The organism is Paraburkholderia sp. MM5496-R1, from assembly GCF_050436205.1.
GTDB lineage: Bacteria > Pseudomonadota > Gammaproteobacteria > Burkholderiales > Burkholderiaceae > Paraburkholderia > Paraburkholderia tuberum.
Genome location: NZ_JBNDLT010000003.1, coordinates 177165 through 201936 on the forward strand (window position 1 = coordinate 177165; position 24772 = coordinate 201936).

At 63.0% G+C, this 24772-nt stretch carries 20 protein-coding genes and 5 pseudogenes; 10 read left to right on the forward strand and 15 right to left on the reverse strand.

Annotated elements, in window-relative coordinates:
- Positions 1-7: 7 nt before the first annotated feature.
- Both OKW38_RS26990 and OKW38_RS26995 read left to right on the forward strand, forming a co-directional pair.
- Positions 8-1768, forward strand: coding sequence for a tannase/feruloyl esterase family alpha/beta hydrolase (locus OKW38_RS26990; RefSeq protein ID WP_429364009.1), 1761 nt, complete (start codon positions 8-10; stop codon positions 1766-1768).
- A gap of 224 nt (positions 1769-1992) precedes the next feature.
- The gene (locus tag OKW38_RS26995) at positions 1993-2586 is read left to right on the forward strand and encodes a ParB-like protein (RefSeq protein ID WP_018423007.1); all 594 of its coding nucleotides are present in this window, start codon (positions 1993-1995) and stop codon (positions 2584-2586) included.
- Here the strand turns inward: OKW38_RS26995 and tssJ are convergent.
- From tssJ to OKW38_RS27015, 4 genes and pseudogenes are all read right to left on the reverse strand, one after another.
- Positions 2557-3119: pseudogene (tssJ, locus tag OKW38_RS27000) on the reverse strand (type VI secretion system lipoprotein TssJ). The gene OKW38_RS26995 and the pseudogene tssJ overlap by 30 nt on opposite strands.
- 23 nt (positions 3120-3142) lie before the next feature.
- Positions 3143-3820 (reverse strand): annotated as a pseudogene (gene tssG, locus OKW38_RS27005) (type VI secretion system baseplate subunit TssG); the annotation flags it as partial.
- A gap of 702 nt (positions 3821-4522) precedes the next feature.
- Entirely contained in the window at positions 4523-4819 is a 297-nt protein-coding gene (locus tag OKW38_RS27010) for a hypothetical protein (protein ID WP_090806660.1), read from the reverse strand.
- Positions 4820-5529: 710 nt separating this feature from the next.
- Positions 5530-5808, reverse strand: a complete 279-nt coding sequence (locus OKW38_RS27015) for a hypothetical protein (protein ID WP_429364010.1) — start codon at positions 5806-5808, stop codon at positions 5530-5532.
- 55 nt (positions 5809-5863) lie between these two features.
- Here OKW38_RS27015 and OKW38_RS27020 point away from each other — a divergent pair, with 55 nt between their 5' ends.
- From OKW38_RS27020 to OKW38_RS27030, 3 genes are all read left to right on the forward strand, one after another.
- Entirely contained in the window at positions 5864-6883 is a 1020-nt protein-coding gene (locus OKW38_RS27020; RefSeq protein ID WP_429364012.1) for a cation:proton antiporter, read from the forward strand.
- Between the two features lie 411 nt (positions 6884-7294).
- On the forward strand, positions 7295-7573 hold the full coding sequence (locus OKW38_RS27025) for a DUF1488 family protein (RefSeq protein ID WP_018423012.1): 279 nt from the start codon (positions 7295-7297) through the stop codon (positions 7571-7573).
- Positions 7574-7590: 17 nt separating this feature from the next.
- The gene (locus tag OKW38_RS27030) at positions 7591-8382 is read left to right on the forward strand and encodes a phosphate/phosphite/phosphonate ABC transporter substrate-binding protein (RefSeq protein WP_090806666.1); all 792 of its coding nucleotides are present in this window, start codon (positions 7591-7593) and stop codon (positions 8380-8382) included.
- 33 nt (positions 8383-8415) lie between these two features.
- Here OKW38_RS27030 and OKW38_RS27035 read toward each other — a convergent pair whose 3' ends face one another.
- The 4 genes from OKW38_RS27035 to OKW38_RS27050 are packed head-to-tail and all read right to left on the reverse strand — an operon-like array spanning position 8416 to position 14214.
- The gene (locus OKW38_RS27035; protein WP_429364014.1) at positions 8416-10485 is read right to left on the reverse strand and encodes an acetyl/propionyl/methylcrotonyl-CoA carboxylase subunit alpha; all 2070 of its coding nucleotides are present in this window, start codon (positions 10483-10485) and stop codon (positions 8416-8418) included.
- A gap of 52 nt (positions 10486-10537) precedes the next feature.
- Positions 10538-11323 (reverse strand): enoyl-CoA hydratase/isomerase family protein, encoded by a 786-nt coding sequence (locus OKW38_RS27040; RefSeq protein WP_429364016.1) that lies wholly within the window; start codon positions 11321-11323, stop codon positions 10538-10540.
- 49 nt (positions 11324-11372) lie between these two features.
- Entirely contained in the window at positions 11373-12980 is a 1608-nt protein-coding gene (locus OKW38_RS27045; protein ID WP_090806672.1) for a carboxyl transferase domain-containing protein, read from the reverse strand.
- Positions 12981-13032: 52 nt separating this feature from the next.
- Positions 13033-14214, reverse strand: coding sequence for an isovaleryl-CoA dehydrogenase (locus OKW38_RS27050; protein ID WP_090806674.1), 1182 nt, complete (start codon positions 14212-14214; stop codon positions 13033-13035).
- A 247-nt stretch (positions 14215-14461) separates the two neighbouring features.
- On the opposite strand from OKW38_RS27050, the gene OKW38_RS27055 reads away from it, so the two are divergent.
- The 4 genes and pseudogenes from OKW38_RS27055 (at position 14462) to OKW38_RS27070 (ending at position 16982) form a co-directional block, all read left to right on the forward strand.
- A complete protein-coding gene (locus tag OKW38_RS27055; RefSeq protein ID WP_429364018.1) occupies positions 14462-15244 on the forward strand; it encodes a TetR/AcrR family transcriptional regulator in 783 nt (260 codons plus the stop codon).
- 39 nt (positions 15245-15283) lie between these two features.
- Positions 15284-15556: pseudogene (locus OKW38_RS27060) on the forward strand (DUF72 domain-containing protein); the annotation flags it as partial.
- A 188-nt stretch (positions 15557-15744) separates the two neighbouring features.
- Positions 15745-16065, forward strand: coding sequence for an Arm DNA-binding domain-containing protein (locus OKW38_RS27065; RefSeq protein ID WP_244145138.1), 321 nt, complete (start codon positions 15745-15747; stop codon positions 16063-16065).
- A gap of 23 nt (positions 16066-16088) precedes the next feature.
- Positions 16089-16982 (forward strand): tyrosine-type recombinase/integrase, encoded by an 894-nt coding sequence (locus OKW38_RS27070; protein ID WP_429364019.1) that lies wholly within the window; start codon positions 16089-16091, stop codon positions 16980-16982.
- A 308-nt stretch (positions 16983-17290) separates the two neighbouring features.
- Here OKW38_RS27070 and OKW38_RS27075 read toward each other — a convergent pair.
- The 6 genes and pseudogenes from OKW38_RS27075 to OKW38_RS27100 all read right to left on the reverse strand — a co-directional run.
- A pseudogene (locus OKW38_RS27075) lies at positions 17291-18438 on the reverse strand (IS3 family transposase); the annotation flags it as partial.
- Between the two features lie 54 nt (positions 18439-18492).
- A pseudogene (locus OKW38_RS27080) lies at positions 18493-18894 on the reverse strand (3-keto-5-aminohexanoate cleavage protein); the annotation flags it as partial.
- 141 nt (positions 18895-19035) lie between these two features.
- Positions 19036-20367 carry an MFS transporter gene (locus OKW38_RS27085; RefSeq protein WP_429364021.1) on the reverse strand — a complete coding sequence of 444 codons (1332 nt, stop codon included), beginning with the start codon at positions 20365-20367 and terminating at the stop codon, positions 19036-19038.
- 69 nt (positions 20368-20436) lie between these two features.
- Positions 20437-21228 (reverse strand): SDR family NAD(P)-dependent oxidoreductase, encoded by a 792-nt coding sequence (locus OKW38_RS27090; RefSeq protein WP_429364022.1) that lies wholly within the window; start codon positions 21226-21228, stop codon positions 20437-20439.
- A gap of 76 nt (positions 21229-21304) precedes the next feature.
- Complete coding sequence (locus OKW38_RS27095) at positions 21305-21775, reverse strand: 2,4'-dihydroxyacetophenone dioxygenase family protein (RefSeq protein ID WP_429364024.1); 471 nt, start codon at positions 21773-21775, stop codon at positions 21305-21307.
- A 118-nt stretch (positions 21776-21893) separates the two neighbouring features.
- Complete coding sequence (locus tag OKW38_RS27100) at positions 21894-22454, reverse strand: RBBP9/YdeN family alpha/beta hydrolase (protein WP_090810162.1); 561 nt, start codon at positions 22452-22454, stop codon at positions 21894-21896.
- Positions 22455-22710: 256 nt separating this feature from the next.
- Between OKW38_RS27100 and OKW38_RS27105 the strand changes: the two genes are divergently transcribed.
- The gene (locus OKW38_RS27105; RefSeq protein WP_090806680.1) at positions 22711-23754 is read left to right on the forward strand and encodes an AraC family transcriptional regulator; all 1044 of its coding nucleotides are present in this window, start codon (positions 22711-22713) and stop codon (positions 23752-23754) included.
- 77 nt (positions 23755-23831) lie between these two features.
- Here the strand turns inward: OKW38_RS27105 and OKW38_RS27110 are convergent, their stop codons facing one another.
- Positions 23832-24749 (reverse strand): LysR substrate-binding domain-containing protein, encoded by a 918-nt coding sequence (locus OKW38_RS27110; protein ID WP_090806682.1) that lies wholly within the window; start codon positions 24747-24749, stop codon positions 23832-23834.
- Positions 24750-24772 lie beyond the last annotated feature (23 nt).

The following is a 24772-nucleotide window of genomic DNA, read 5'->3' on the forward strand; positions in this document are numbered from 1 at the left end:
CACGGCGATGAACTTGAGCAGAGAGTCGTGGCGCGCGCGTGGGCGCGTGCCGTCGTGGGTGGGGGCGTGCTGTGTGCTGGCGCTGTGCGCCATGTGGAGCCACGGCGCGTACGCGGGTTCGACAGCAGGACAATGCCAGGGCGAGGCATGCAAAAGGCACGAGCCGCCACCCCGATCGAAACTCAGCTGTCCGAATCTGAATGGATTGACCATCCGCGCCCGTGAGATCGGTCTGCCGACGACAGGCGCCGTCGTCACCTCGACGACCCAGGTGGCGGCGAGCGGCAGCGGCGCGACGGCTACCGGATCGTACTGCCTCGTGGCCGGCGCGATTCATCCGGTCGATCCATCCGCGCCGGACATCCTGTTCAACGTCGCGTTGCCGGACCAGTGGAACGGCAAGATCCTGATGCTCGGCGGCGGGGGTTTCGACGGCTCGATTCCCGCCATCACAGGTAACGTGCCGAGCGCGCCGGCGGCTCTGCCGGGACCGTTGTCGCGCGGCTACGCGGTGTTCGCGAGCGATTCCGGGCACGAGGCGAGCAACGGTTCGGTGAACGGCGCGTTCTCCGTCAACGCCGAGGCCTACGACAACTTCATGGGAGAAGCGCTGAAGAAAACGCATGACGCCTCGCTCGTGATCATCGACGCGCATTACGGCACGCCTCCGTCCAGGGCGTATTTCGCGGGCGGCTCAACTGGCGGGCGCGAGGCGCTGACCGTCGCGCAGCGCTGGCCGCGCGACTGGGACGGCATCATCGCGTTCTATCCCGCGTACGACTTTACGACGCTGAGCCTTCAGCAATTGCGCGTGACCGAAGGCTTCGCAGCGCCGGGCGCGTATCTCGACACAGCGCAGCGCGCGCTGCTGCTCAACGCGGTCATGCAGGCTTGCGACGGACTCGACGGTGTAGTCGACGGTCTCATCAGCAACGTGCAGGCGTGCAATGCGACGTTCAACCCGGCGACGGCCAGCGTCGACGGCAAGCCTTTGCGTTGCGCCGGCGGTATCGCGCGCGGCGACACCTGCCTGTCGGACCGGCAGATCGCGGCGCTGAACACGATGAACACGCCGCTCGTGTTTGCGTACCCGCTCGAAAGCGGCGAAACGCTGTATCCCGGCTATAACGTGTATGGCGCCGATCTCGGGGTGGGCGGCAGTTCACCGCTCGAAGGCACCGTCACGACGCTCGCGCTCGGCACGACGCAGCCGTCGTATCCGCTGCAAAGCACCGCGATGTTCGACGGCCAGATCGCCGACGACTTCGTCCGCTACACGGTGATGGACAACCCGGACGCAGACTCGCTGCAGTACAACCCCGCGATTGCCGGTCGATGGTCCGGCCGCGTCAGCATGCTGTCGGGGCTTGACGCGACCGATGCGAACCTGACGCCCTTCATGCGGCACGGCGGCAAGTTGCTGATGGCGCACGGCACCGTCGATCAGACCGTCAGCACGCGGGCAACCGAGATCTACTATCAGCGCATGCTGGTGACGATGGGCTTTGGCGCGGTCGGCTCGTTCGCGCGCTTCTATGAGATTCCGGGGCTGCAGCACGCGGTCGGCACCGAGTTCAATGCGTCGTGGGACTCGCTGACGACGCTGGAGAACTGGGTCGAGCACGGCACACCGCCGGCGCACCAGGTGGTCACCGACACGGAGGGTGTGCCGGGACGCACGCGGCCGCTATGCCAGTATCCGGCGTGGCCCAGCTATAACGGCGCGGGCGACGTGAACAGCGCGAGCTCGTTTACCTGCGTGCAGTGAAGCCGGTCATGGAGAGGCTTGCCGGTCGCGGCGCTAACTGGATGAATCGACATCGTGCCGGAATCGACCGGGCCTGCCGCGTCTGATGCGGATTGTCTGGTCAGCGATCCGGTGCTGTGTGTGGACGATGCGCCGTAGACGTCTGGCGGAAAGTGGGCGACGCCTCGCCCGGGGGCATGAAATTTGCGGGAGCCGCGTCAACGCATCCAGACAAGGAGACTGACATGGACACGCGGCAAATCGAAGAGCTCCGTCCCACACAAATGACCCACGGCGCGCGGGAGGTCCGCGAAAAAGCCCGCCAATACCGGTCCCTGAGCAGCCATGACCTGGAGATGGCCATCGCCGAAAAGCCGATACCGGTCGTCTGCGGACCCAACGGCATACCGTTCGCGATCGATCATCACCATGTGGCGGCGGCGCTGTGGCAGGTGGGCGTGCGCGCGGTTCCGGTCGTGCTCGTGCGGGATCTTTCGTCGTACACGTGGGCATCGTTCTGGCTCAGCATGGAAAATCAACGATGGACCTTTCCGTATGACGCGCAAGGCATGCGCCGGCCGTTTGCCGAATTGGCGGAGCACGTGTGGGAAATGAAGGACGATGAATACCGAAGCCTCGCGGCAGCGGTCCGCGATGCCGGCGGCTATGAAAAAACCAGTGTCCCGCTGGAAGAATTTCGCTGGGCCGACTTCTTTCGCGCGACGTTGCCGCGGCCCGATAGCGACGAAAAGTTCACAGCTTTGCTCAAGGAAGCCTTGAAGCTGGCCAGGAGCGACTCTGCATTGGGGCTACCGGGCTATCTCGGTCGCACGGATTGAGTCGGCGGCCCACTTAATCGTGGCCGCTCTGCCCGCCGACACTAGAAACTGATCCATCAACGAGATCTTCAACGGCTTGTCCGCATCGAGCTTCTTCTTCTCGATCACATACTTCCAACCATCCCCGCTACCCGGATTGCGATAGAACGCGACGACCGCCACATAGTTCGTGTCGGCCCGCATCGGTTGCGACAGGCTTGCCGACGCACCGGGATTCAGCACCGATGCCATGCTCGCCTGCAAGTCCTGCGCGAGCACCGTGCGGTCGTTCTTCAGCAGATCATCGTACGACGCCCCATCGAACATCTTGCGGTCCTTCAGCTGATACACGCGCACCGCGACCGATGTCGCACGACCAGCATCGTCGGGGTTCAGCGCTTCGCGCGCGGACAGATCGATGTCGAGCACTTGATCTGCTTGAAAAACACCGCGTGATAAGCGCTCGACGACGCGTCCGATACGGATTGCCAGGCGCCGCATGCCGACAGCAGCGCGGCGGACGCAACGGTGGAAACGGCAAAACGAAGGTTCATCAATGGTCCTTTCGGCGCGTCGTTCATGACGCGGCATGAGTCAGGTACGGATTGGCGGCGGGCTTCGGAAGCGCCCGATAGACCCCGAGTGCGACGTCGATCAGGCGTTCGTTCACGGCAGGCAGCACGGTCGTCCAGCCGAGGCGCGGCGCGGGTCCGGCCGACGACGTCAGCGGCTGCGGATCGCCCGCGCGCGCGAGCGCGGGAAAGAACTCATCGACGCGCACGTCCGCGCCGGGCACCGCGAGCGCGATCACGCCCGCGAGCCCTTCAGGTGTGCGCGTTCGCTGGATCAGCAGGCCGAGCAGCGCGAGCATCCGCGAATCGCACAAGCCGGCGCGTTGCGGCTTGTTGCCCCAGCCAAAGCCGGCGAGGCACAGCAGATTGCGCGAATGCGCATCGCTGCCGCCCGCGCGAAAGCTTTCCGGATAGCGGTACTTCTTCCACGCCCGATACAGCAGCGTGACGAAACGATGATTGAACTGATCGAGAAAGGCCTCGACCGCTTCGTGCCCTTCCTCGCGCATCACGATCTCGTCGATCATGTGCGACGGCATCGCCGCGTCGACGCCGTAAAGACCCATGAACGTCGTGCGCACGGTCGGCGCCGCGGCATTGACCAGGGAATCCGGATCAGCAGCGAATTCGACTGCGGCGATCTCGCCCGCCGGAAAGCCTGTGCGCGCTGCTAATCGAATCCGACGCTACGATTCAGATCTATTCGCGAATTCGCCGGTCGATTCGACCGCGACATTTGTTCACAGTTGCTCGGCGGATAACTGGCTATAGTGGGCAAGGTCGATCACGGGTCCGATCGACCTTCCCAGACAGGCATTGAGTCTGTCCTTCGGCAGCCTCGATCACGCCTCGTGTTCGAGGCTTTTTTCCTTGCTGCTCCATTAGCAAGCGATCACGTGGCCAGTGTGCCGTCCGCCGCATTCATGCGCGCGGGCCGTTCATGAGGATCGGGACTATCGGTCTGAGCCGTCCCCGCCACGGAGACAATAACGGCAAACAGAAAGGATTTTCAAATAAGCATTATTTGTTCCGCTTGCTTTTTCACCCGCATTTCACGCAGCCGACATAAATCGCGAGCTAAACATGCTTTTTTCGTGCGGATGTGGCAGTGCATTACCGAGCGCCCGCAATGTCGACTGACAAAAAAAATCCCGCACAGGGGGGCGGGATTAAAACAACAGGACGCTGAGGAGACGAACACGCCCTGCCTGGGACCCACACGCACCGCGGGGATACGCGTGGTTATTTCGACGCTCGCCACGACCGACAACCGTAGTCGACGGTCAACGATCGCGAGCGCTTTGAAATGCCGGGACCGCGTGGGCACCCCTGTGCGCGATCACGCTGCCGCGTGGCACCACGGCGCCGAGCACCCCGTGTGGAACTCAGGCCGCCTTGCGCGCGAACCCGTCGCCCATCACGCTCACCACGTCGTCGACGACCCGAGTGGCGGCCGCGAAACCAGCCGCCAGCACTTCCCGCAGATCGGTCGACGAACGACCGGGCACCGAAGCTACCCGGAAAGCGGTCGACCACTCGTCGCCGATCAGCCGCGTCTTCAACGTGACGCTCGCCACGTACGCGCGCCGCGCCGTGGCACTGCCGACACGGGTGGACATATCGGTCGCGCGCAACGCGTTGACCACGATGTCGAATCCCCGATAACGATAGGTTTGCTCCATGCTCTTCTCCGTCTTCACCCATTGCTACATAACAGCATTTCGCTATGTATCTATGCTGCATCATTCTCGACTCGCATTTGTCAACAATTGTCATATCCTGGGCAATTCCCGGTTAGGGCTTTCCCTGCTCTCGACCTGCCAATTCCGGCGTCAACCATGCTCAATGACGAGCAAAACAGTTTTACTGTGAGATTAGATATATGCTTTACAGATTTTGGAACAATGAATCACAAGGCTCCATGCAATGTGAAGTCATCGGACCGGCAAATTCGGATTACAAATTCATACCGTTTATTCAGATTCGATTGAATAGCCTTGACGAATCAAGCCCCGCGAACCATCTCGAAATAAAAAGCTATATCCCAAAATAAAGACCGGAACTCCTCCGGCGCTTCGGTAGTCCGAACACTGCCATTGCCCATCGTGGCGCCCTCTGGCGAGCCTGGCTCCGCCCGGTTCGCCGTCATCCGCTCGTGGTCCAATAAAAAGTACGCTGCGTCTGGCCGCATCGTCCGCTGCGTTTGAATAAAGCGTCCGTCCCGGTACGTCGCTCGATCGCCAGCGGCAAAGATCGTGTCATTACAGACCGCAGATCGCTTATCGGATTGAATGAGCCTGAATAAGGAATTGCTGGTGAAACATCTCGCTGGTTCAATATCGCAATTGTGTCGGCATTCTCTGCCTGCCTGTTTTATGCCTTGTCGCGCAAGTTACCTCGGTGCCACCGTGATCACGCGTTCGCGCCGCCGCGAAGCGGGGGAGCGTGCACGATGAGCGTCTTCCAGATTGCCGGTGCGCTGTTCGCCATCGTCGCGCTGTTCGGCGTCCTCAATTATCGATTCATCAGGTTGCCCGACACGCTCGGCATCACCGCGGTCGGGCTCGTCGTCTGCGTCGGCATTTCTGCGCTCGGGTTCTACTATCCGGCGATGGCGATCGCCGCGCGCAAGATCGTCGTGCAGATCGATTTTGCCGACATCGTGTTTCACGGCCTGCTAAGTCTGCTGCTGTTCGCCGGGCGCGCTGCACGTCGATCTGTCGAAGATGCGCACGCAGCGGCGCGCGGTGCTGATGCTCGCGACGATCGGCGTATTGATTTCGATCGCGGTGGTCGGCTTCGGCTTTTACTACGCGGCGCAATGGCTCGGCCAGCCGGTGAGCCTGCTGTGGTGTCTCGTGTTCGGCGCGCTGATCTCGCCGACCGATCCGATCGCGGTACTCAGCGTGCTCAAGCGCGCGGCGGCGCCCGAAAGCCTCGAAACCAAGATTACCGGCGAATCGCTGTTCAACGACGGCACGGCCGTCGTCGCATTCGTCACGCTAGTCGGACTCGCGACCGGCGCGAACGAGTTTTCCGGGGGCGCGATCGCATTCGATCTGCTGCGCGAAGTCGCCGGAGCGCTCGTGCTCGGCGCGGCGCTCGGCTTCGGCGCGTCGCTGCTGCTGCGAGGTATCGACAGCTATCCGGTCGAAATCCTGATCACACTCGCGCTCGCGACCGGCGGCTATAGTCTCGCCGAAGCGCTGCACGTGTCAGCGCCTCTCGCGGTCGTGATCATGGGGCTCGTGATCGGCAATCACGGCGCGTCGACGTCGATGTCGGAGAAGACGCGCGAGCATCTGTTCAACTTCTGGGACCTGCTCGACGAGTTGCTCAATCTCGTGCTGTTCGGGCTGATCGGACTCGAAATCATTGCGCTGTCGCTGCGCGTCGAGATCGTTTGGCTCGGGCTCGTGGCGATTCCGGTCGTGCTGTTCGCGCGCGGCGTCAGCGTCGCGATTCCGCTGCTCGCGCTGCAGAACTTCCGGCGGCTCAGTCCGCATTCGGCTGTCGTGCTGACGTGGGGCGGACTGCGCGGCGGCATCTCGATTGCGCTCGCGCTGTCGCTGCCGGAGTTTCACGGACGCGAAATGTTCATCGGCGTCACATATCTCGTCGTGGTATTCAGCCTGCTGATTCAGGCGACGACATTGGGCCCGCTGATCCGTCGGCTCAATATCCCGGCCGCTCACGCAACCCGGCCAGCCCCGCCGGACGCATCGCCTGCACAAAACGCGCGCTAATCGTAAAGTGGATACCTACGCCGATCTGCACCGCGAGATTGGTGAGAAAATCCAAACACAGGCCGAGACCGGAGCGAGCGGCTCTCGCGTCGATTTCGACATTGGATTGGAGCGCACGATTTAAGCGTTTTCTGAGCAGTGCCGCCGCGATTCTGACCCGGGGCGGCCCACCAGCAGGCGAGACCGATGGCGAGTCGAACCGCCGCCGTCTCCCTCCGGCCACGGTTTACGCCGCGGCCCTGGCTCGGACTTCAACGAGTCCGCCGCCAGTTTCTGGCTTACTTTCCGCCAGCTTCCGGACCGTCGCGCCTGCCGCGGCGCCGGGCATTTGGCCGTCAATGCCGGTTCTCCCACATACCTGGCAGGCGCGGTTTGTCATTCTGTCGATTCAGGCGTCCGAAGGAGTTCGCCATGTCGGTCTATGTCGATGAAGGGTTCCGGCCCTGTGTGACGGAATGCGCGACGGTCGCGTTCCGCGTGTGCTGCGACGATCGTGCGCAGATTTTTGAAGTCAGCGCCGACGCGCTGGTCGAGTTCTGTGGCGCCGTGAGTCGTCGCAAGCAGGACCTGTTGGTCGCGTTCGAGGATGCGCAGGACGAGATCCTCTCCGTAGCCGCGCAGCGATGGCAGTTCACGCCGAGCGAGCCGGTGCGGCTCGGTCTCGACGAATTCAAATTGGTCAGACATTAGGCGCGAGAAACGCCTTCATGAGCTGGATCGCCGCCCTGCCGATGTACAACGTGACACCCGCGCTCGACCTCGAATGGCGCGAGTGGCTCGACGACGTGCTGCGCCGGGTCAAGCCCGCGTGCCGCATCGTCGAACCGGACGAGGAACTGCACGGCTTCTGGCGGCGCCCGAATCTGCTGATTTCCCAGACCTGCGGTTATCCGCTGATGCAGGGGCTGCACGCGCAGGTGCAATTGGTCGCGACACCCTGTTTCGATGCGCCCGGCTGCGACGGCGCGCATTACTCGAGCGTACTGGTCACGCGCGCCGACGCGCGCTTCGACTCACTCGCCTCGTGCCGAGGCGCACGCGCCGCCTACAACCAGGACGATTCGAACAGCGGCATGAACGCATTTCGTCACGCGGTCGCGCCGCTCGCGCGCGCCGGCATGTTCTTCGGCGCGGTGCTGCGCACGGGCTCGCATCTCGGCTCGCTGCGCGCGGTCGCGGACAATCGCGCGGACGTCGCCGCGATCGACTGCGTGACCTTCGCCTTCGTTTGCGACGTGCTGCCGGAACTCGCGGGGCGCGTGCGCGCGATCGGCATGACCGCCGCCTCGCCGGGCTTGCCGCTGATCGCCGCGGCCAATGTGCCGCCGGCCACGATCGCCGCGTTGCGCGACGCGTTGAACGAGGCGCTGAGCGTGCGCCCCGAGCGCGCAAAACGGCTGCGTTTAAGGGGTTTTTCGACGTTGCCGCTGACCGACTACGCGCGCATCGGCGAGCTGGAAAGCGAAGCGCGCGCCGCGGGCTACGAGCGGCTCGCTTGATTCACCTACTCGCTCATCTGCCACTCGACGCGCTTATTCACCCGCCTGCTGCACCTCCAGCACCAGCAGTTGCGCGCCGTCGGTGACCTGATCACCGACCGCATACAGCACCTCGGCGACCGTGCCCGCCGCCGGGGCGCCGATCGTATGCTCCATCTTCATCGCTTCCATCACGATCAGCGGCGCGCCCTTCTCGACCACCGTGCCTGGTTCGACCAGCACCGCGATCACTTTGCCCGGCATCGGCGCGGTCAGCCGGCCTTCGCCGTGCTCGGCATCCGCGGCATGCGCGAGCAGGTTCTGCCATTCGAATGCGAGCGTCTCGCCATGGCAGAACACGTGGAACCTGTCGCCGTCGACGAATACACGCCCCGTCACGCGCGCATCGCCGATCGTCGCGCGGAATTCATGGGCGCCCGCGCCGACCGACCATGTGAAGTCCTCGCGCACGCCGTCGTGTTCGAGTGTTTGCACGAGCGCTTGCGTGTCCCCGTTGCGCGCGAAAACGACCGTGAACGCGTCGGGGCTGTCGTCGTTGGCGCCGTCGTCGATCACGCGCCAGCCGAGCGTTTGCGTGTAGCCGCTATTGAGCCGCCAGTGCGACAACGCGTCCCACGGCGACGCGCCGTGCGCGGTGCCGCCCTCGCGCGTCAACAACGCGGCGCACGCGAGCGCGAGCGCTTCCTTGAACGGCTTCTGTGCCGGCGCGAACAGCACGTCGTGATGACGCTCGATCAAACCGGTGTCGAGCTCGCCGCTCGCGAACGGTTCGCTCGCGACGATGCGCCGCAGAAACTCGACGTTCGTATGCGGCCCGACCACCTCGCAGGCATGCAGCGCACGCGCGAGGCGCACCAATGCCTCCTCGCGCGTCGCGCCGTGCACGATCAGCTTGGCGATCATCGGATCGTAGAACGGCGTGATCGTGTCACCCTCGCGCACGCCGCTGTCGATACGCACCGGCGCCTTGCGGCCCGGCTCGCCGAGCCCGGCCGCGTCGATCGCGAACTCGACGCCTTCGGGCATGCGCAGATGCTTGAGCGTGCCGGTGGACGGCAGAAAGCCGCGCGCCGGATGCTCTGCGTAAATGCGCGCCTCGATCGCGTGGCCGTCGAGCGTCAACTGCTGCTGGGTGAGCGGCAAACTCTCGCCCGCGGCAACGCGCAACTGCCATTCGACGAGGTCCTGCCCCGTCACCATCTCGGTGACGGGATGCTCGACCTGCAGCCGCGTGTTCATCTCCATGAAATAGAACTCGCCGGTCGGCGTCATGATGAACTCGACCGTACCCGCGCCAACGTAGTTGACCGCGCGCGCGGCGGCCACGGCCGCTTCGCCCATCGCGCGCTTGACCTCGGCCGGGAGCCCCGGCGCGGGCGCTTCCTCGAGCACTTTCTGATGACGCCGCTGCACCGAACAGTCGCGGTCGAACAGATAAACGGCGCCGCCGTGCCGATCGGCGAACACCTGGACCTCGACGTGACGCGGCCGGGTCAGATACTTCTCGATCAGCACGCGATCGTTGCCGAAGCTGCTCGCCGCCTCGCGCTTGCACGACAGCAGCGCGGCCGCGAAGTCCGCGCTGCGCTCGACCACGCGCATGCCCTTGCCGCCGCCGCCCGCGCTCGCCTTCAGCAGCACCGGATAGCCGATCGTGTCCGCCTCGCGCTGCAACAGCTGCGGCTCCTGGTCGTCGCCGTGATAGCCGGGCACGAGCGGCACCGCGGCCGCGTGCATCAGCGCTTTCGCGGCGGCCTTCGAGCCCATCGCGGCAATCGCTTCGACCGGCGGTCCGATAAAGACGATGCCGGCCGCCTGGCACGCATGCGCGAAGTCTTCGTTTTCCGAAAGAAAGCCGTAGCCCGGATGCACGGCCTGCGCGCCGGTCGCGCGCGCGGCTTCGATGATCCGCTCGATGCGCAGATAGCTTTGCGCCGCCGTCGAACCGCCGATATGCACCGCTTCGTCGCAGGCGGCGACGTGTTTCGCGTTGGCGTCGGCGTCCGAATAGACGGCCACGCTCGCGACGCCGAGCCGCTTGCAGGTCGCCGCGACGCGGCATGCAATTTCACCCCGGTTGGCGATCAGGATCTTGTTGAACATGAGTGTCTCGATGAAATGGGCGGTACGGGGCGATGGTTGTTAGCGGAGCATGTCAGTTGCGCCAGCCCGGCGTGCGCTTTTCGAGGAACGACGCCACGCCTTCGCGGCCCTCTACGCCGGCCCGCGTTTTCGCAATCCGCACGGCGGTGTCCTTGATCAGCACGTCGCTCAACTCGCGGCCCGCGATGTCCTGCACAAGCCGCTTGCAGGCGCGCACCGCTTGCGGGCCGTTCGCGCACAGCGTCTGCGCGAGCTGCGCGACCATCGCATCGAGCTGCCCCGCGCTCACCGCTTCGCTGACCAAACCCAGCCGCAACGCGGTCGCACAGTCGAACGCCTCGGCGGTGAGGAAGTAGCGCCGCGACGCCTGCTCGCCGAGCGCACGAATCACGTATGGCGCGATCGTCGCGGGAATCAGCCCGAGCCGCGCCTCGGACAGGCAGAAGTGCGCGCTGTCGACCGCGACGACGATGTCGCACGCGGCAATCAGGCCCATGCCGCCCGCGTATGCGTCGCCGTTCACGCGCGCGATCACCGGCTTGTTGCAGCGATACACCGCCGACAGCATGCCGGCGAGCCGCATCGCATCGGCGCGGTTCTCGTCGTCCGAGTAGCCGGCCATTTTCTTCATCCAGTTCAGGTCGGCGCCCGCGCAGAACGCCTTGCCGTTCGCGGCGAGCACGACCGCGCGCACGTCGTCGCGCGTGTCGAGCGCGGTGAATGCGGCGGTCAGCTCGGCGATCATCGTTTCGTTGAACGCGTTGCGCACGTCCGGACGATTGAGCGCGACCGTCGCGGTCTGGCCGGTAAACTCGACCTTCAGCGTTTCGTATTGCATGCGTAGCACTCCTTCGCCTTGCGTCGTCGCGTCGCGGCGCCGTGGGCCATCACATTCTGAACACGCCGAAACGCGTGTCTTCGATCGGCGCGTTCATCGCCGCCGACAAAGCCAGCCCAAGCACGTCGCGAGTTTGCGCGGGGTCGATCACGCCGTCGTCCCACAACCGCGCGCTCGCGTAGTACGGATGGCCCTGACGCTCGTATTGCTCGCGGATTGGCTGCTTGAACGCCTCTTCTTCCTCCGCGCTCCAGTTGCCGCCCTTCGCTTCGATGCCATCGCGCTTGACGGTGGCGAGCACCGACGCGGCCTGCTCGCCGCCCATCACCGAAATGCGCGCGTTCGGCCACATCCACAGGAAGCGCGGCGAATACGCGCGGCCGCACATGCCGTAGTTGCCCGCGCCGAACGAGCCGCCGATGATCACCGTGAACTTCGGCACCTTCGCGGTCGCCACTGCGGTGACCATCTTCGCGCCGTTCCTCGCAATGCCTTCGTTTTCGTACTTGCGGCCGACCATGAAGCCCGTGATGTTCTGCAGGAACACGAGAGGAATCTTGCGCTGGCAGCACAGCTCGATGAAGTGGGTGCCCTTCAGCGCCGACTCGGAAAACAGAATGCCGTTGTTCGCGACGATGCCGACCGGATGCCCCCAGATATGCGCGAAGCCGGTGACGAGCGTGGTGCCGTAGCGCGCCTTGAATTCGTCGAACGCGGAATCGTCGACGATACGCGCGATCACTTCGCGGATATCGAACGGCTTGCGCGTGTCGACCGGAATCACGCCGTAGATGCTCTGGGTGTCGTAGCGCGGCGGCTTCGGCTCCTGCAATACGAGCGGCGCCGGCTTCACGCGGTTCAGATGGCCGACGATGCTGCGCGCGATGCCGAGCGCATGCGCATCGTTCTGCGCAAGATGATCGACGACGCCCGACAGACGCGTATGCACGTCGCCGCCGCCGAGATCTTCGGCGCTGACCACTTCGCCGGTCGCGGCTTTGACGAGCGGTGGGCCGCCGAGAAAAATCGTCCCCTGGTTCTTGACGATGATCGACTCGTCGCTCATCGCCGGCACATACGCGCCGCCCGCGGTGCACGAGCCCATCACGACCGCGATCTGCGGAATACCCGCGGCCGACAGATTCGCCTGGTTGTAGAAGATGCGGCCGAAGTGATCGCGATCGGGAAACACGTCGTCCTGATTCGGCAGATTCGCGCCACCCGAGTCGACGAGGTACACGCACGGCAAGCGGTTTTCGCTGGCGATTTCCTGCGCGCGCACGTGCTTCTTCACGGTGACCGGATAGTAGGTGCCGCCCTTCACGGTCGCGTCGTTGCAGACGATCACGCACTCCTGTCCCGCGATCCGGCCGATGCCGGTGATCACGCCGGCGCCCGGCGCGTCGTCGTTGTACATGCCGTACGCGGCGAGTTGCGACAGTTCGAGAAACGGCGTGCCCGGATCGAGCAGTTGCGCGATCCGCTCGCGCGGCAGCAGCTTGCCGCGGCTCGTGTGCTTGTCGCGCGCGGCCTGGCCGCCGCCCTGCGCGAGTTGCTCGATCTTCGCGCGCAGATCGGCGACGAGCGCTTCGAGCGCCGCCGCGTTCGCGCGAAAGTCGTCCGAGCGTGGGTTCAGTTTCGATTCGATGATCGGCATGACGTTGCTTCTCCAAAGTGCGGCGTATTGAGGGGGCTCACGCGCGCTTGCATCACAGCGTTTCGGCAAACAGCTCCCGGCCGATCAGCATGCGACGAATCTCGCTCGTGCCCGCGCCAATTTCATAGAGCTTCGCATCGCGCCACAGACGACCGACCGGATACTCGTTGATATAGCCATTGCCGCCGAGAATCTGGATCGCCTCGCCAGCCATCCAGGTCGCCTTTTCGGCCGTGTACAGAATCACGCCCGCGCAGTCCTTGCGGACCTGGCGCACATGGTCGTTGCCGAGCGTGTCGAGTTGGCGGCCCACCGCGTACAGATACGCGCGGCATGCCTGCAGCGTCGTGTACAGATCGGCGACTTTGCCCTGGATCAGCTGGAATTCGCCGATCGACTGGCCGAACTGCTTGCGGTCGTGGATATACGGCACGACCGCGTCCATCACCGCGACCATGATGCCGGTCGGGCCGCCCGCGAGTACCGCGCGCTCGTAGTCGAGACCGCTCATCAGCACGTTGACGCCGCCGTTCAATGCCCCAAGGATATTTTCCTCCGGCACTTCGACGTCCTGGAACACCAGCTCGCCGGTGTGCGAGCCGCGCATGCCGAGCTTGTCGAGCTTCTGCGCGACCGAGAAGCCCTTCATGCCCTTCTCGACGATGAACGCCGTGATGCCGCGCGAATTCGCTTCGGGATCGGTCTTTGCATAGACGACCAGGGTGTCGCAGTCGGGGCCGTTGGTGATCCACATCTTGGTGCCGTTCAGCACGTAACGATCGCCCTTCTTCTGGGCGCGCAGCTTCATGCTGACCACGTCCGAGCCCGCGTTCGGCTCGCTCATCGCGAGCGCGCCGACGTGCTCGCCCGACACGAGCTTCGGCAGATACTTGCGCTTTTGCGCCTCGCTGCCGTTGCGATGAATCTGGTTCACGCACAGGTTCGAATGCGCGCCATATGAGAGGCCGACCGAGGCCGAGGCGCGCGAGATTTCCTCCATCGCGACCATGTGCGCGGTGTAGCCCATGTTCGCGCCGCCGTACTCTTCGGAGACCGTCATGCCGAGCACGCCGAGGTCGCCGAACTTGCGCCACAGGTCCATCGGGAACTGATCGGTGCGATCGATTTCCCCGGCGCGCGGCGCGATTTCTTTGGCGGCAAACGACGCAATGCTGTCGCGCAGCATTGCGATCTCTTCGCCGAGCGGGAACTGCAAACCGGGCAGATTGGGCATTGCGGTGTCTCCTGAGTTCGTGGGCGGCCGCTAGTGGAGCGCGAAGCGGCACGCGAAAGCATGTCAACGCGCATTTCACGCCAGATTGACGTATGCGTCAATAGGTATTTCTGAGTGTTACTCAGAAATCTACAAACCCGCATTAGCTGGCCGATTCGGTGCTACGATCGCGCTCATCGGGCACAGACGCAGCGTTCAAACGCCAGCTCGAGCCCCAATCCGCATCAAAAATCTGAATTTCACTCATATGACGGTTGCCGAGAAGGCCGGATTACCTGTCTCGCGTCGCCAGCCGGCCGGGCGCAAGTCGCAGCAGCGCGTGAAGGAGATTCTTCAGGCGGGGCGCGACGTGTTCTCCGAAAAGGGCTACGAACGCGCGACGACCGCGGAAATCGCGCAGCGCCTGGGCGTTTCCGAGGCGACGGTGTTCAGCTACTTTCGCGGCAAGCGCGAGTTGTGCGCTCGTGTCATCGGCGATTGGTACGACGAGATCATCGACGCGATCGAAGCGGGCCTGCCGCGCGACGGCAACGTGCGCCAGCAGTTCGCGTTCATCGTGCGCATGCATCTGCGGCTGATGCTCGTGAATGGTACCGATCTGTGCGCGCTGGTGTTGTCCGAAGGCCGCACGCGGCATCACGAACTGAGCGAAGCGCTGACCGAACTGCAGCGCCGCTACACCGCGCCGTTGATGCGCGTGCTCGCGCAAGGCCAGCAAAGCGGCGAGATTCGCTCCGACATGCCGCTGCGCCTGTTGCGCTCGATGGTGTTCGGCCCGATGGAGCATGTGCTGTGGGACGCGACGCTGACGAACCGGCAGATCGATATCGACGCCACCGCCGATCAGTTGATCGACGTGCTGTGGGTCGCGCTGACGCCGCCCGACCTCGCGCTCGGCGCGTTGCAGCGCTTTCGCGTGGAAGTGGCCGCAGCGAGCCGTCGTTTCGACGAAGCCAGCGCCGCGGCCGGCGAAGGCAAGGCCGAGGCCCACGGCCCGGCAAGCGCCGCGCGCCGCGAGAAAAGCGGCTAATCTACGAGCTTTCCCGCCGCAGCCCGAAGGAGAGCCCAAGTGCCCGCAGCGACAAGCGCGAAGGAAAGCAACAAGCGAAGCGAGAAGTCTGGCGAAGAACGCGGCGACAAACCGCAAACCGCAAAGAAAGCGCCAACGAAAAAATCAACCGAAACGTCGTCCAGATCCACGTCCGCCGCACGCATTCGCATCGGCATCGGCGGCTGGACCTATGCGCCGTGGCGCGGGCCGTTTTATCCGGAAGACCTGACGCAAAGCCGCGAACTCGAATATGCGAGCCGGCATCTGACGTCGATCGAGATCAACGGCACTCATATGGATTGATTTCCGGCAGCATCCGCCACCGTCCGGTCAGTCTTTTTTTAATATATTCAATCAGCTACCTTCCTATAGCGTCCATTTTTGGCCGATAACATCCACTTTGAAACGGGTAGCTAGTTGGGTGGCTTGAAACACGTGTGGGTAGCTATAATGGGCAAGTCCACCAGAGGAGCTACGACATGCCCAAACAGCTTCACGTTCTGGACGATATCCAACTCCGCGCCTGGATAAGCAGAGGTGAGCCGGTTGCCAAATCGGACGGTGACGGCCTCACGTTTACGCTGTCAAAGACCGGGACCGCGAGTTGGATTCTTCGCTACCGTCTCGGCGGCAACACCCGGCGCGAGTTGACGCTTGGCAACTACCCGGACATGTCCCTCGCCGCGGCACGCAAGCTCGCCCGGCAGCACCGGGTCAAGATCGATGGCGGCGGCGACCCGGCGCGCGAGAAGCGCATCAAGAAGGCGCGAGCTGCCGCGGACTGGACCTCAATCTGCTGATCGACGACTATCAAGAAAAGATCATGCCCTCGCTGGCCGAGGGGAGCGCCGGCGCTCGCAAGCGACACTTCAAGAAGAGGATCCGCCCCACCCTTGGCCCCCTGTCCGTGTCCGTCGTGACTGCTGCGGATATCGTGCTCATGATCGAACGCGTCAGCAGTTGGTCGATGGCAGAACAGATCCTGTGCTCGGTGTCGCGCCTCTTTTATCACGCGGTCGGCCGACGCCTCATCAACGCGAACCCCTGTGCTGGCATTTCGCTCGAGGCCATCATGGGAGCCACGCCTCCTCCGAGAAAACGCGTGATGCTAACAGCTGAGGAACTGCACGACATCCTGTCTAAGATAGACCATGCAGCGGGTCGAAGGTACGGTTTGATGTTTCGCTGCCTGCTCGGGACGTGCGTCCGGACCGCCGAGTTGGTTAAGTCGAAAAAGGACGACTTTGACCTCGACAAAGGGACGTGGTGGGTCGTACCGGAAAACGTCAAGACGCGCCACGGAATGCTGATCCCTCTCAGTCCGGCCCTGACCGAATGGGTTCAAGAGTTGATGGAGATGTCAGGGGACTCGGAATGCCTGCTGCCAGGGATGTACACGCGCGAGGGGAGTCATATGAGCGTGACCACCCTGTGGGACGTCTTGTCGGGGCTTCAAGACGATCACGTGTTCAACACGCGCTACTTCACGCCACACGACACCCGCAGCACCGCGAAAGGTCACATGCGCAACCTCGGAGTGTCAAACGAGATTAGCGAACTGGCATTGAACCATAAACGCCGGGGCATCGAAGGAATCTACGACGTGCGCGTAGAGGTTCCGGAACTGCGCGTCGCGCTGCAGTTGTGGTCCGACTATCTAGTGCGTTGCGAGCGAGGGATAACGAACGTCGTGCCGATCACTTCGGCGCGAGCGTGAAATGCTTGCTGGGTCAGGAAAAGCAAAGGAACGCAAGCATCGGTCATCTGATGCTCACATTCTTGGCATGCCCCACTCAATTAACAACCACCTGCTGCAAATCCAACGTTGGGCCTCGCTCGGGTCCCATTGCGGCTGAGGTTGACCCGGTTCGACGGATAGATCTGCAGTTGAGTTTAATGCGGTGTGGCACCTCCCGATAAGATCAAATCGCGGGTTGTCCACGGCCGGGCGGCGGGTCGCCTGTCACGACCACGACACTGCCCGGCGGTGGGCAACCCGCGCGACGATAAGCTTTGATTTTGCGCATGCAGGTTTTCGAATTCGAGCGGCGAACAGTAGCCGATGCTGCTGTGGAGGCGGCGTATGTTGTACCAGCTCTCCAGAAACGAGAACAGACGCCGCCTTGCCTGTTCGTGGGTCGCGAAGTGTTCGCGACAGAGCAGTTCGGCTTCGAGCGTGCCGAAGAATGACTCGCACATCGCGTTGTCATAAGCGTCGCCGGTGGTCCCCATCGACGGTTGTACGCCGGCTTCTCGGCAGCGCCGCCCGAAGGCAATGGAGGTGTATTGACAGCCTTGATCGGAATGTAGAATCACACCGTCATGGCGTCGCTGCTGCAACGCCATGTCAAACGCCCGCAACATCAGTTCGGTGTACAGATGGTTGGACATCGCCCAGCCGACGACGCGACGGCTGAATACATCCAGCACAACCGCCAGATAGAGGAATCCTTCACCCGTGGGTACATAGGTCGCGTCTGCGACCCACAGCACGTTTGTCGCCTCGGCACTGAAGTGCCGGCGCACCAGATCAGGCGCACGCCGGGCGCCTGCGCGTGGCCGTGTGGTGCGCGGCCAGCGCCGCCGGCTTGCCCCGCACAGACCCGCCATACGCATGAGGCGCGCCACCCGCTTGCGCCCCACGTGTATGCCTTCGCGCGCGAGTTGCGCATGAATACGCGGTGCCCCATACGTGCCGCGCGAGCTTGCATGGAGCGTGCGGATATGCGCGAGCAGTTGCGCATCGCTACGCGTGCGCATCGCGGGCTCCCGCACCAGCCATGTGTAATAGCCGCTCGTCGAGACGCCGAGCAGCCGTGCCATCATCGCGATGGGCCAGCGGGCCCGGTTCGCTTTCATGAATCCGTACCGCCCTTCGGTGGAATGGATCCCGTCTCCCTCGCGAACCAGGCTGCCGCGTGAGAGAGTATGTCGCGCTCCATCTTCAGTTGCCGGACTTCGCGACGCAACCGTGTGAGCTCCAGCCGTTCGGCTGTGGTCAGACCGTCATGCCGCACGCCTGTGTCGCGATCAGCCTGCGCCACCCAGTTGTAGATGGTCTGTGCAGTCGGCTCGAACTCCTTTTCCAGTTCCTCCGGCCTGCGTCCGGCCTTCACCAGCCCGACCATTTGCGCCCGAAATTCCGCCGGGTACGGGGTACGATGCTTGCCCATAATCGGCACCTCCTTCTCCAAAGGATAGATGTCCGTTTTTCTGGGTCAACTTCAGATCGTCACCGTGACCTGATCGGGTTTGGGATCGAGCTCGGCCAGCATGTGGCGCGTGTCGTCGCTCAGCCACTTGGCCGCGGCACCTTCGGTCTCAGGCGCGAAGCTGATCGAGCCGCCCACCTGGATGACCATCTCGGGTACGCGGGCGCGCACACCGGCGATTAGCTCGTTGAACTTCGACAGGCGCTTGCTGCCCTTGCCGTCGAGTTCGCGAACATGCAGGTGCAGCACGGTAGCGCCGGCGTTATAGCAATCCACAGCCTTCTGGATCTGCTGCTCCATCGTGACCGGGATGTCCTCAGGGAAGTCGGACGGCAGCCATCCTGGGGCATAGGGCGCGGCCGTGATGATCAGGGGTTGCTGGTTTTCAGGGTAAAGGGAACCGTCGAGAAAGTTCATGTCATGTTTCCAAAGGCAGGTCGGGAGTAAGGAAAGAAACAACCAGCGCGAGGCCAGTGGCGTGGAGAGAATTTTCTGACGCCGTATCCAAAGGTGCTTGGCACACGGCGCCACGGCGTCTCCTTGACCGTCCCCCCCAACTCAGACCGCAGCGCCGGTGCCCAGGGTGCCGGTGAGGGCTGGCGCCACATCCAGCTTCACGTCGGAGATACCGGCCGCATCCGAGTCATAACTGCGCATTGCGATGACAAAAAGCACCGCGGCCAATATGCTGAAGAGAGGAATGACGGTCAGTGCCCACTGCAAACCCCATTGGTCAGACAGGACACCCGCCAGGAACGGACCCACCGCCAGTCCAAGCACGTTTTGAAACAGGGAAAGTACGGCCGCGCCGGTCGAGCGCACACCTGGGTGAATGACGTCCATGGCAACACCGGCAACCAAACCGACGGTGCAGTTCATGCAGAAACCGCCAAGCAGGATCAGCTTGAACTGTGCATTCCCCGTGTATGAGCCGCCAAACGCCACCACGAGAATCACCGATGTGATCAGGCACAACACGGACAGCGCGGACAGTTTGTTGCGCGGTGTGCGAAGTGCCAGGCGGCCCACCACGATGCCCCAGAACGTGCAGCCAAACGCGCTGACCAACACCACCGCCGCGGCCGACTTGGCTGCAGCCTCCGGGGCCATGCCGTGGAAACGGTTCAGGTAGCTGGGCAGCCACGACCACATGGCTGACACCGTAATCAGTTGTGCCGCCGCTCCAACGCAAACCCATAGCAGCGTTCGCGTGCGCGCCATCGCGACAAAGATGTGCTTGAGCGTCCCGCCCAGAGACCGGGTCGCCTGGTTCAAGCCTGGCGTCAGTGCCACCGTCTTGTAGTCGCGCACGAAGAGATAAAGCAGTGCCAGCACGAGCCCAGGTACACCGACCACACCAAAGGCGGCCTTCCAGCCCCACCTCGCCGCGATCATGCCCCCCAACACCACACCGAGTACTGAACCCAGCGATGGAGCAGCGTAGAAGATGCCGAGCGCGGCGCTCCGCAAGCGCTTGGGAAACAGTGTCGAGATAAGGGCTACTCCTACCGAGCCATAGCCGGTTTCACCCACCCCCACCATCGCACGCGCCGCAAACAATTGACTGTAGTTGGTCGTGAACATGCACGAGATCGTGGCAAGGCTCCAGGTGATAGCCATCACCACGATGCTCTTTACACGGCCCATGCGGTCTGCCACCAGCGCTACCGGCAATCCCCCCACCCCCACCACGATGGAAATGATGGAAACCAGGGAACCCAGCTGTTTGTCACTCAGGTTCCATTCGCTCTTGATGTGGGGAAATAGCGAGACGATCACCTGCCGGTCGATAAAATCGAAAAACATGAGCGCGAAGGTCATCGCAAAGGCAAACCAGGCCTGCCGCCTGCTCGTCAGGTGAGTCGTCGTTGTTGCCGCCCTCAGGGTCATCGGGTATCACGTGCATGCTTGTCTCCTAACATTTTTGAAATACCGGCCACGGTCCTGACTTCGCGCGCATCAACCCATCACGAAGCGCTGCCCGTCATCGACCGAAAGCGTCGCGCCCGTCATGAAATCGTTCCCCGGCGATGCAAGCAGCAACAACGCACCGTCGAGCGCTTCGGGCGTGCCGAGCCGTCGGCGCGGCAGTCCTTCAACAATCTTCTTGCCGGCCAGCGTCTGAAACAGTGCACGATTGATGTCGGTCTCGATGAAGCCCGGATTGATCGCGTTGACATTGATGCCGTAAGACGCCCATTCGTGAGCCATCGATCGGGTCAGATGCTCGAGCGCCGCCTTGCTCGCGCTATAGATCGACAGATTCGGCGAGTGCGTTTGCGCAGCGAGCGAACAGATGTTGATGATGCGTCCGGGCAGCGCGCTGGCGACCAGCCGTCGCGCGAACGCCGTTGCCGTGAGAAGCGCGGCCTTCGTATTGACGCCAAACACGCGGTCGAACATTTGCGCGTCGACATCGATCAACGCGGCGCGACCGCCCGCTCCAGCATTGTTGACGAGCGCCCAGAGCGGCGCCATGGTTCGCTGGATTTCGTCGAACACGAGAGCAACCGCCTCCTGGTCCGTGACATCGACCGGAAAGTGGCGCGCTACGCCGCCATCCCGCACGATCATGTCTTCTGTCTCGCTCAACGGATCGGCCCGCCTGCCCAGCAGCGCGACCTGCGCGCCGGCTGCGGCTAGCGTGCGCGCCGCCTGGCGGCCCAGGCCTGACCCTGCACCCGTGACGACGACCGTCAGATCTGACAGGTCGAAGTATCGGGCGACAACACTCCTATTCATCGAACTCATGGTTATCCTCAGTTTGGCGTTATGTGCCGTGCCAGGTGCGAGCGCAAGATCTCGCCACCCGTGCCCCTGCGCTGACTTACTGCGAGAAGCTCGAGAGATCCTTCGGTTCGATGCCGTCCTTGTGGCAATGATCAAGATAGCGGCGCATCGCAGTGCGCCAGTTTTCTGTCGCGGCCAAGTTGCCCTTTCCGTCGAGATAAAGCAGCTCGCCAGAGACGACATTGAACGTGACAACTTCACTGTCCGACACGGCAATGGGCGTATGACTCGTGGCGGCAGTCTCGTAGACCACGCTCCCTTCCCTTGCGACCCAATCGTGCTCCAGATACTTCCAGCTACCCCGAACCGTATAGACAATCACGGTGCTGGTGTGGTGATGCGTCGCGAGTTTCGCGCCCGGCGGTATCTTTAACAGGCTGATCGTTTCGCCGCGGACCGGATCGATCTTGAAGTACTTGATTTGCACGTCGTCCGAATACGGCGCGTAAGGCATCCAGGGAAGGTCTTCATCATTGCGACAACCGGTATCGATGGTTTCAAACAACATGTCGCGCATTCCTCATAGAAAATCCCACGCCTTCGATGCGTGGCTCGGGCACTGTCGTCTTCAAATCCCGCAGGCCCGTCCCTTTTTTCCCCGCCAGTGGCACGTGGCGATCGTTCGGTCATGAGAGTTCGCGAATGAACTCTTCGGCCCGCGGCCACTCGCCATGGCCCGAGGCCGGATTCAGATGCCCGACCTCGCCGAGTTCGACGAAGCGACTGCCCCACGCCTGCGCGAACTCGCTGGCGCGATCGAGACGCGTCAGAGGATCGTTGCAGCCGGCCGCAACGATGCTCGGAAACGGCAATCTGCCGCGCGGTATCGGCAGCCAGCCATGCTCTTTCAGTACGTCGATTGCCGGGTAGCCTGCCGGCATGGGCGTCTCGAGATCCGCGGGTGCCGCAAGCAGTGCGCCGCGTACCTCGCGTGTCGCACCCCGGGCCACCCAATGGGCGACCATCATCGCGCCGGCGCTGTGCGCCACGATGATCACGGGCCCCTCGATGGTGGCCAGAGCGCGGTCGATCGCGTCGACGCGGGCCGCGCAGCTCAGCTTGTCGTGCTCAAGCGGGGCGACGCTGCATGCAGGGGGCAACTTCGCGGCCAACAGGGTCTGCCAGTGGTCCGGCACATGCTCACGCAGGCCAGGGACGATGAGAACGGTTGGCGTCATAGAGTTCATGTCGATCATTCAGTAAGGCCTGTCACCGATGAGGGTGATGCGTTCCATCTTGCGGTGGCACGGCGGTTAGTCCATCACTGCGCAGTGCTGGGTTGAGCGGTTGCCCCGGAACGCAACGGTGTCTTTCTTCCAACGAAAACGCGCGTGACGTAGTGTGGGTGTGGCGTGACGTAGTGTGGGTGTGACGGGTTTCCCCCGCTTGACATTACATGACAGGGACTTACCATTCTGTGCCAGTCTTCTATTCAGCTCTCAGATGTCGTCACTTGTCCGCGCTGCGAGCCTCACCAACTACAGCGAGGTCGCTCGTGCCGCCGGACTGGACCCGGTGCGGATGCTCCTTGACGCGGGGTTAAGCCCGGGCGTACTGCGCGAGCCGGACCTCATGATTCCGGTCGAGCGTGTCGGGCAACTGCTGCATGCCTCTGCAACCATGTCGGGCAACGAGAGTTTCGGACTGTGCATGGCCGAGTCGCGCCGGTTGTCCAATCTTGGGGCGGTAGGATTGCTGATCCGCGACCAGGCGACGCTGCGCGACTCGCTTGACATGCTGATGCGCTATCAGTCCTTGCTCAACGATGCACTTTCGCTGGCGGTCGAGGAATGCGGTGAACTGGTCATCATTCGCGAAGCGGTCATTGCGGGCAATGCGCATCAGCCGACGCGCCAAAGGGTCGAACTGGCGCTAGGTGTCATGGTGCGGTTGATACGCCAGCTCCTCAAGGCCGACTGGCAACCGCGGCGGGTGTGCTTCGAACATCCGGCGCCGCACGACACGAGTACACACCAACGGTTTTTTGGCGGTTGCGTCGAGTTCAACTATGACTTCAACTGCATCATCTGCGCGAAGGGCGATCTCGACGCACGCAACCCGTCAGCCGATCCCGCGATGGTGCGCTACGCGCAGCAGTTGCTAGACGCGTCTGTCGCGTCGAAGCAGGCGACCGTGCTTGAGGACGTGCGGCGCACGATCTTGCTGCTGTTACCCAGTGGACGCTGCGGCATCGAACAGGTGGCCGAGCACCTCGGCGTGGTGTGCCGCACAGTCCAGCGCCGGCTGGCGGAACAGGGGCAGAGCTTCTCGTCGATCGTCAACGACGTCCGCAAGGAACTCAGCACGCGTCATGTCATCGAGAGCGATCGTCCGTTGACCGAGGTGGCGACCCTACTCGGTTTTTCCGCTCCGAGCGCATTCTCCCGCTGGTATCACACGCAATTCGGTTGCAGCGCCAAGGAGAGCCGGGCGGCGCGCGGCGCAGTGCACAGACAGACAGCACCTGCGCCGGCGAGAAGGGCATAACCCTTTACTAAGCCATGTGTATCGCCGAGGACGGCTGATCCAGCGCGTGAAGGAACCGGGGGTGCTGTAGCCCAGTGTCAACTCGTCCCCTGGCGCTTAGCGAGGCCGCCGTATGACAGCGCTGTATCGATGAACCCCCGCACGCAAGGCGAATGCTCGCGAACACGATACGCCACTGCGAGTTCGACCTGATCTTCGAAGTCGCTTAAAGGTTTGAACACCACGTCGGGTTGGGCGAATCCCTGGATGGATTGAGGCACGAGGGCTACCCCGTAGCCCGCAGACGCCATGCTGACCGCAGTAATGAAATCGTTGACCCGATACTCCGGTTGCGCGTCGAACCCACCGACGCGGCCAAGTCTGGCGAGATCCTCCGCGAAGCCGGCCGCCTCATTGAACTGCGGCGCAATGAATGACATCCTCCGCAACTGGGAAGCCTTCACGGCTTTCGCGCGCACGAGTGGGCTGTCCGCCGGCAGAGCAATCAGCAAGCGTTCGCGCTGAACGACTTTGGCTGTGACCCCGTCGGGATAGTGCGCGCGAGGCCGAATGAAACCGACATCGAGGGTCTCGTCCGACAAACGTTCCAGTTGCGTCGGTGTTTCCATCGCCACGATGTGCATGCGGACGTCCGGGCTCGCCATCCTGAATGCCTTGAGCGTATCGGGCAGCAGCCCGGTCGTAACGGCCGAGCCGATATAGCCGAGCGAAACGTGACCTGCTTCTCCTCTTGCGGCCAGACGCCCGATGCGGTCGGCGCGCTCCAGTTGCCGCAGTGCGGCCTTGGCTTCGAACAGAAAAACGTCGCCTGCATTGGTTAGCGTGATCGCCGCACGTTTGTTGCGGTTGAGCAGCCGTACGCCGAGATCGGTTTCGAGCCTCTTGATCTGCTGGCTGAGCACCGATTGTGCGATATCGAGCCGGTCGGCTGTGCGAGCGAAGTGCAAATCTTCGGCCAATGCGACGAATAGTTTGAGTTGCCGGCTATCGATCATCTTTAATCTCGATTTGCAAATAA

Bases quoted from the DNA above. Each gene is read 5' to 3' on its own strand.
- OKW38_RS26990 (WP_429364009.1), top strand. From the start codon at position 8: ATGAACTTGAGCAGAGAGTCGTGGCGCGCGCGTGGGCGCGTGCCGTCG.
- OKW38_RS26995 (WP_018423007.1), top strand. From the start codon at position 1,993: ATGGACACGCGGCAAATCGAAGAGCTCCGTCCCACACAAATGACCCAC.
- OKW38_RS27010 (WP_090806660.1), bottom strand. From the start codon at position 4,819: ATGGAGCAAACCTATCGTTATCGGGGATTCGACATCGTGGTCAACGCG.
- OKW38_RS27020 (WP_429364012.1), top strand. From the start codon at position 5,864: ATGCGCACGCAGCGGCGCGCGGTGCTGATGCTCGCGACGATCGGCGTA.
- OKW38_RS27025 (WP_018423012.1), top strand. From the start codon at position 7,295: ATGTCGGTCTATGTCGATGAAGGGTTCCGGCCCTGTGTGACGGAATGC.
- OKW38_RS27030 (WP_090806666.1), top strand. From the start codon at position 7,591: ATGAGCTGGATCGCCGCCCTGCCGATGTACAACGTGACACCCGCGCTC.
- OKW38_RS27035 (WP_429364014.1), bottom strand. From the start codon at position 10,485: ATGTTCAACAAGATCCTGATCGCCAACCGGGGTGAAATTGCATGCCGC.
- OKW38_RS27040 (WP_429364016.1), bottom strand. From the start codon at position 11,323: ATGCAATACGAAACGCTGAAGGTCGAGTTTACCGGCCAGACCGCGACG.
- OKW38_RS27045 (WP_090806672.1), bottom strand. From the start codon at position 12,980: ATGCCGATCATCGAATCGAAACTGAACCCACGCTCGGACGACTTTCGC.
- OKW38_RS27050 (WP_090806674.1), bottom strand. From the start codon at position 14,214: ATGCCCAATCTGCCCGGTTTGCAGTTCCCGCTCGGCGAAGAGATCGCA.
- OKW38_RS27055 (WP_429364018.1), top strand. From the start codon at position 14,462: ATGACGGTTGCCGAGAAGGCCGGATTACCTGTCTCGCGTCGCCAGCCG.
- OKW38_RS27065 (WP_244145138.1), top strand. From the start codon at position 15,745: ATGCCCAAACAGCTTCACGTTCTGGACGATATCCAACTCCGCGCCTGG.
- OKW38_RS27070 (WP_429364019.1), top strand. From the start codon at position 16,089: ATGCCCTCGCTGGCCGAGGGGAGCGCCGGCGCTCGCAAGCGACACTTC.
- OKW38_RS27085 (WP_429364021.1), bottom strand. From the start codon at position 20,367: ATGACCCTGAGGGCGGCAACAACGACGACTCACCTGACGAGCAGGCGG.
- OKW38_RS27090 (WP_429364022.1), bottom strand. From the start codon at position 21,228: ATGAGTTCGATGAATAGGAGTGTTGTCGCCCGATACTTCGACCTGTCA.
- OKW38_RS27095 (WP_429364024.1), bottom strand. From the start codon at position 21,775: ATGTTGTTTGAAACCATCGATACCGGTTGTCGCAATGATGAAGACCTT.
- OKW38_RS27100 (WP_090810162.1), bottom strand. From the start codon at position 22,454: ATGAACTCTATGACGCCAACCGTTCTCATCGTCCCTGGCCTGCGTGAG.
- OKW38_RS27105 (WP_090806680.1), top strand. From the start codon at position 22,711: ATGTCGTCACTTGTCCGCGCTGCGAGCCTCACCAACTACAGCGAGGTC.
- OKW38_RS27110 (WP_090806682.1), bottom strand. From the start codon at position 24,749: ATGATCGATAGCCGGCAACTCAAACTATTCGTCGCATTGGCCGAAGAT.